A 5676-nucleotide genomic window follows, 5' to 3' on the forward strand; every position below is an offset into this window, starting at 1 on the left:
GCACTGCCGACTGAATAACACATCCCCGTCAATACGGTTCTTGCTGCACGCTTACGAATCAACCGTTAACGGTATCAGAGCATTATCATAAAACTGCTTATTACAAAATTGAATGATTTTAGGATGACAACGATAATGCTCTTTAAGAAGGGTTACTGGCACCATGTTCCTGAACAACATACAAACCGAATCAAGTAGACTATATTTCTCACAATTATAGTATTCTGCCGGTGGAGATGGGCTGTTCGGGAGTAATACAGGAACATGTGGAAGTTGCTTACGATCCCCTACAACGATTACATTACGGGCACATCCCAGTCCCAGAATGCCCGGAACAATATCCTGCTGCGAGGCTTCATCAATAATAACATAATCAAGAAGGGCCCCCTTGCCGATAGAGTTAATAATCGAATGCGTACTGCTACCAATAATCGGAAAACGCTTTATAAAACGGTCAAATTCATCCCTGTATGTCTCTGCCGAGAATGAACTTCTTGTTGAAACATTTCTTCGCAGATGTTGCTTTAAATAAAGCATAGACCATGATGTCAGGCGCCCCAGTAAAATTTTAAAATCAGATTTTTTAAATACTTCCTCATATTCATTCAGAGAAATTTGTTTTTCCCGGATATTTTTTTCATAATAAGAAAGCTGAAGAGAAGTAAATAGCGCCAGCCTTCTCTCCGGAATCATCAATGGTTTGACTTTCAGTATCATGAAGTTTAACAACAAATCAATTCTGTTTCTGAATCCAATCCGCCTGTCAGAAAGGTAATGAATATAAGCCATCAGGTCGGTTGTTTTTTGTGAGGAAAATCGGTATTTGTGAGAAAAAATCTCCTCCGGTCGAAGATTCTGACTCTGCCATTGCTGCAGGTATTTATACTCAATATTCAGCTCATTAATTTCTGCTTTTAACGAAGCGACCTGGTTAATGGCATTCAGGTGTTTTTTCACTTGTTGAAGTACATCATCAATCGCATTTGCAGACGGTGAGTCAGGTAAGACTTCCTCAGAACGCGAAATCGACGTTGAAAAAAACTGTTGCCTGTTCTCCGTACTCCCCAGTCGTGCCATCACATATCCCAGTTGCTGTTTGTCCATCTTTTCATAAACATTACTGACAGCTGAGTTATTATTGGACAAAATTGCCACTGTTTTATTCTGAATTAATATATTAGCAACAATATTGAGTATAGTCTGTGTTTTACCTGTTCCAGGTGGTCCTTCAATAACTGAAATCTGTGAGGAAAATGCCCGTTCGACAGCCAGCAACTGACTTTCATTAAGACCAAACGGAAAAATCAAACCCCATGGCGAATCACGTTTTTTACTCTGTCCTGAACAGTATGCATGCAAGGCGGTATCCGGATGAGGAACTATTTTCTTTATCTGCCTAAGGATATTCTCATCGATATTTCTGTTATTACCACGGGCATAAAAAATACGTTCATTAGCCACCCTACACAAGTAATTAAACACGGCATGCTCTGTAAATGCTGAACACTGTTGAAAGTCAAGGCCGGTCGTTTTCATGATGTAGGGTCGTTCACCCTCGCGGTAATAAACAGCAGCATATTTATCACCATATATAATAACCAGTTCAGCCCGGGATGTTACAGCGTTCCCTTTCCTTTCGAGGAAAACATTTCGCAAATTTACAGTTGGCGTTATCTGACATACAGAAAGCGGACAAGTATATTTTCTCCCGCTGCGAAAATGACAGGTCAGCATAACCTCTCTGTCGTCATTTCCAGCCCACAGCGTCCAGTCGGTAATTTTATGAGTCTTATTTTCACCGTCAACACAAATCGTGACCATATTCTTACTCAGAAATTATCATTTAACTTACGGAAAATTGTTAAGGCACTCCCGATATTAGCTCCGGAGGATTTTCCACAACTCCGGGACTGTTAACATATTTCTGCCTGCCATATATACATTGAATTTAGTCATAACAGTCAATACCAGAATTACAGGAATGCGATGCCGATACGCTGGTTATTGAATACTGGTAGCCCCTGAGCACTAATTCATCACGATACTCTGTATTTACTGTTTTCACTGCTTTTTACAACCATTCCCCCAGGTAAAATGCTGCTCCTCCGGTGATGGCTGTGTCAGAAACTGCCATCCCGGAATAGCCACGCTGACCGCCAGCAATGCCGCACAGACACCAGCCACAAACGGTTTCAGAAACGTGGGCGGGGATTTCTGAAGGGAGGGTGACTGCTCCGCCTGCACTTTCCCCTTGCGATTATCAAGGCTCAGTGCATCCAGACGCACCGCGCCATTTGCCGCAAGCAGCCCTTCCCGGTTATCCACGCTTCCCGGCAGACTCAGCGAAAAATCCCCTGTTCCCGTCTGAATCAGACTGCCTTTACGATTTGACAGGCTTTGTGCCGATATCTGCAGTGTGTCGGCATTTATCGTACCGCCATTACTGCTGAACTGCCCGGCAGTCCGGGCGGAAAGCGTATCGGCACTCAGTTGCGCATTCTGTGTAGACAGATTTCCACTGGTTGCATTCAGCTCAGTATGTTGTCCCTGTATCCGGCTGTTACCTAAATCCAGCCCCTGCTCAATGTCCCGTAAATCCAGCAGAGAACCTTCGTGTGCCGGGAATGAGGAATACAACTGAATATAGTCATCACTGTCCGGTGTCAGACGCACATGTCGCACAACACCGGGAATAATAACCAGCCGGAGGATACCGCTTTTTAAATCCTGCGAAGGTGCCAGAACACGGGTGGTGACATAACCATGATCGACCAGACGGTTCTGCAATGTACTCATCAGCAGATTAATTCCTTTCGCCCCCAGGCAATGCCCGACCGCCCCGTTGGCGATTTTTTGTAAAGGCAGCCAGTGTGGTAACGCATCAGCCCCCTTCAGTTCCGTCTGTTTAATCTGAAAACAGGGCGTTTCAACAGGAAAATTAATCTTATGGGCAAAAGAGCCAGGTGCAGAAAGGCGAACATCAGGGGCTGAAGGCGTCAGTTGTTGCTCAAGGGCTTCCTGACGCTGCTGCTGAATGATAAATGCTTCATCTCCGCTACGCCGGACATCCGCTGCCTGAAGAGATAAAGGCGATAATAAAGCAGACATCAGTGTCAGTGACAGCAAGGACGGACAGCGCCGGAATAAGCTTTGTTCCTCAGTCCTCTCGTTCCTGCAACATAATTTTCCAGTCAAACGAAAAACCTTTTATTCATGTCATACCAACAATCACCAGCCTCCTGACGATACCTCCCACCATGTTTTGCGATGGCACGCTACCGCCCTTCCGGTATTTACCCGCATCAACCGGTACCAGAATGCTGAGTAACAAACCAGCTAGAATTGACTTAATTTTGATCATTATAGAATAATGATCTGAACTACAGCAACATGACAGATTTATCGATCGATATAACACAAATGAATAGTTCTTTATTCTGACTAATATCGCAAAAACAGCACATTACAAAATTTATAACCATAATTACTGGAAAAGTGCAGAAAATTATTCCACTGAATGCTTTTAATACAGTTGGTTAGCTTAAAAAATAGCAATTTTTGATTTCAGTCATTGAAAGTTGCAATGTTTGACGATTCAACAGCATTTAAGTGAGTTTCAGGATATGGGAAGGACATGAAAGGAGGAGCGCAATAAAATACACAGGAAGAAGGGGAAAATGTTTCGTAAAAACAGAAAATTAACAGCGCACATCAGGAAACGCAGTCTCCTGATTCAGTGCTACCACATGAAAATTTAGTTAACTGTTACCGTACTAAAATTTATGTCAGAAGATGTTCCATTACCGAAAGTCAATCAGCGATACAAAGACGATCATGGTGCGCTTGTCACCCTGACCAGTGTTGAGGAAACCCGGGTGGTGTTTATGCAGGACGGCTATCCGCATCCCTGCATGCGACCGATGTACAACTTTCTGGGAAAATTCAAACCCGAACCCCGGGAAGAAACAGAATAAAACGAAATCCCTGCCGGCAATCACACTACCTGATAGCAGCATAATCCACTTATTAATTCTCATCCCCGGAGACAAGCCCAGAAAACCACTCCGGGTGTTCACTGTATGCCGTGTTCAGCGCATCCCTGGAAACGTTTATATAAAAGCTGTCCTGCAATTTGCGGGTAACAACTTCTGCCAGGCGATTCCGGTTATCCACCAGTCCGGCATAACCTCTCTCTGCCAGCCACTCATTCAGTTCATGTTCCAGAGACAGATTGATAATATCATAATCGGACCTTGCCATTCCCGTTTCCTTAGCACATGTTTTCAGGCACGGGGATAAAGTATAAAGAATGTCATACTGCTGCTGCCAGAGCAATATTCCCCCTGATGGTTGTATCAGAGATGGTATGCCGGTACTTTGCGGGTTGTTCCCGTCAGGTTATCGTGCACCTCCACGGTCGTGGTCACCACCGGCATTCCGGCCTTTCTCAGCCTCAGAACATCAGCCGCAATACGCTGACTGCCAAACCAGAACAGGCCGTCCAGTGCAGTCACCAGTAAACCCGCCTCCAGTGCATACTTCAGCCGTTCACGGGGCGCTTTCACTTCCCGGGCAACCTGCTGATATGGCAATGATGTGTTTTCATTCCCAACCACGCGACGAATACGGTGAGACAGATGATACCGGTATGTATCCGGCACACCAGAAAGGCTGGCCTTCAGGCTGTACACGCAGCCAAACCGTTTATCGTTAAACACCACATTTTTCTGGCTGATGCCCCATTCTTCACGCAGCGCGGCAATCAATTGCGGTGTACGGGTAAGCAGCAAGCGAAAAGGCAGTTCAAAACTGGTGACGTAATCCACATTCAGCAGTGCAATACGCAACCGTTCTTCTGGCCCGGCCTCTGTCTGCCGGCACTCCTCCAGAACATCCTGCCACTGCCGGCGAAGACGGGGGGATTCGTTCCGTTCTGTAAAACAGTATTTATCCGCCAGATAGTCAATTCGTGTACGCATACTGAAAGGAATTCCGTATAAAGATTCAGCAGACAAAACTTTATCAGCCAGTAAAAATTAACGGAAGCATTGATATTCCTCCCGACAATCACCGGATGATTGTTGCAATAACCTGCGACATAAAGGACTGAACAGCCGTTTTTAACGCCACGTATTGCCCTGATGAACCAGGCCGGGCCACCCGAAAACATCTTTCCACCCGGCATTGTCCGCCAGCACTTATCACCGACCAGGTCTGTTGCAGTAAATCCACCAGTTGCGCACATTCTTCATCAGCCATGACGCCGACTCGCGGATGGCAAATACTCGTCTGGCTGAGCAGCAACAGACATCGTATCTGTGCTCCTTCATGTTGTTCCCGCAACCAGCGTAATACCACCGGCGCTGATGGGCTGACCGTGTGATTATGCTCCGTAATACGTTCGTGTACCCGTCGGTGAAAGGAACTACAAAATGTCTGAATCTGTTGACCATAGATTCCTTCTGCCGAACAGAGCGTGAAGTGAAATGCCAACAGATTTGGCCAGTGGTCCACCGCCTGCTGAACAAAACGCCGGATTTCCCCCGGCTCTGAAATTAAGGCTTCGGTTATTTGCACGAAATGTTCCTTTTCAACCCCTGTTGAATTTTGTCAAGCCGGTGCAGACACAGTAAAGCGCGCATCAACACCTGAAAGGTACGATACAAACACAAGTTA

The 5676-nt window shown here is 45.6% G+C and carries 6 protein-coding genes and 1 pseudogene; 1 reads left to right on the top strand and 6 read right to left on the bottom strand.

What is annotated here, in order from left to right; genetic code table 11:
- Nucleotides 1-54: 54 nt before the first annotated feature.
- The 3 genes and pseudogenes from HEN33_RS23870 to HEN33_RS23880 all read right to left on the bottom strand — a co-directional run.
- Nucleotides 55-1821 (bottom strand): annotated as a pseudogene (locus HEN33_RS23870) (AAA domain-containing protein); the annotation flags it as partial.
- Between the two features lie 240 nt (nucleotides 1822-2061).
- Nucleotides 2062-3108: a POTRA domain-containing protein gene (locus tag HEN33_RS23875; protein ID WP_001345400.1), complete on the bottom strand. Its 1047-nt coding sequence runs from the start codon at nucleotides 3106-3108 to the stop codon at nucleotides 2062-2064.
- A gap of 103 nt (nucleotides 3109-3211) precedes the next feature.
- Complete coding sequence (locus tag HEN33_RS23880) at nucleotides 3212-3361, bottom strand: hypothetical protein (RefSeq protein WP_000590537.1); 150 nt, start codon at nucleotides 3359-3361, stop codon at nucleotides 3212-3214.
- Nucleotides 3362-3782: 421 nt separating this feature from the next.
- Here HEN33_RS23880 and HEN33_RS23885 point away from each other — a divergent pair, with 421 nt between their 5' ends.
- Complete coding sequence (locus tag HEN33_RS23885; RefSeq protein ID WP_001287881.1) at nucleotides 3783-3974, top strand: DUF4222 domain-containing protein; 192 nt, start codon at nucleotides 3783-3785, stop codon at nucleotides 3972-3974.
- 52 nt (nucleotides 3975-4026) lie between these two features.
- Here the strand turns inward: HEN33_RS23885 and HEN33_RS23890 are convergent, their stop codons facing one another.
- The 3 genes from HEN33_RS23890 to HEN33_RS23900 all read right to left on the bottom strand — a co-directional run bounded on the left by HEN33_RS23890 (nucleotide 4027) and on the right by HEN33_RS23900 (nucleotide 5577).
- Nucleotides 4027-4260, bottom strand: a complete 234-nt coding sequence (locus HEN33_RS23890; protein WP_000124179.1) for a hypothetical protein — start codon at nucleotides 4258-4260, stop codon at nucleotides 4027-4029.
- A gap of 95 nt (nucleotides 4261-4355) precedes the next feature.
- Entirely contained in the window at nucleotides 4356-4979 is a 624-nt protein-coding gene (locus tag HEN33_RS23895; protein ID WP_001260386.1) for a hypothetical protein, read from the bottom strand.
- A gap of 88 nt (nucleotides 4980-5067) precedes the next feature.
- Nucleotides 5068-5577, bottom strand: coding sequence for a hypothetical protein (locus tag HEN33_RS23900; protein WP_024219674.1), 510 nt, complete (start codon nucleotides 5575-5577; stop codon nucleotides 5068-5070).
- Nucleotides 5578-5676 lie beyond the last annotated feature (99 nt).

This window comes from Escherichia sp. 94.0001 (genome assembly GCF_013369155.2).
In the GTDB taxonomy this organism is placed as follows: Bacteria; Pseudomonadota; Gammaproteobacteria; order Enterobacterales; family Enterobacteriaceae; genus Escherichia; species Escherichia coli_F.

What these genes read in the sequence shown, in the direction of transcription:
- HEN33_RS23885 (WP_001287881.1), top strand. Translation starts at nt 3,783, where the DNA reads ATGTCAGAAGATGTTCCATTACCGAAAGTCAATCAGCGATACAAAGAC.
- HEN33_RS23880 (WP_000590537.1), bottom strand. Translation starts at nt 3,361, where the DNA reads ATGATCAAAATTAAGTCAATTCTAGCTGGTTTGTTACTCAGCATTCTG.
- HEN33_RS23890 (WP_000124179.1), bottom strand. Translation starts at nt 4,260, where the DNA reads ATGGCAAGGTCCGATTATGATATTATCAATCTGTCTCTGGAACATGAA.
- HEN33_RS23895 (WP_001260386.1), bottom strand. Translation starts at nt 4,979, where the DNA reads ATGCGTACACGAATTGACTATCTGGCGGATAAATACTGTTTTACAGAA.
- HEN33_RS23875 (WP_001345400.1), bottom strand. Translation starts at nt 3,108, where the DNA reads ATGTCTGCTTTATTATCGCCTTTATCTCTTCAGGCAGCGGATGTCCGG.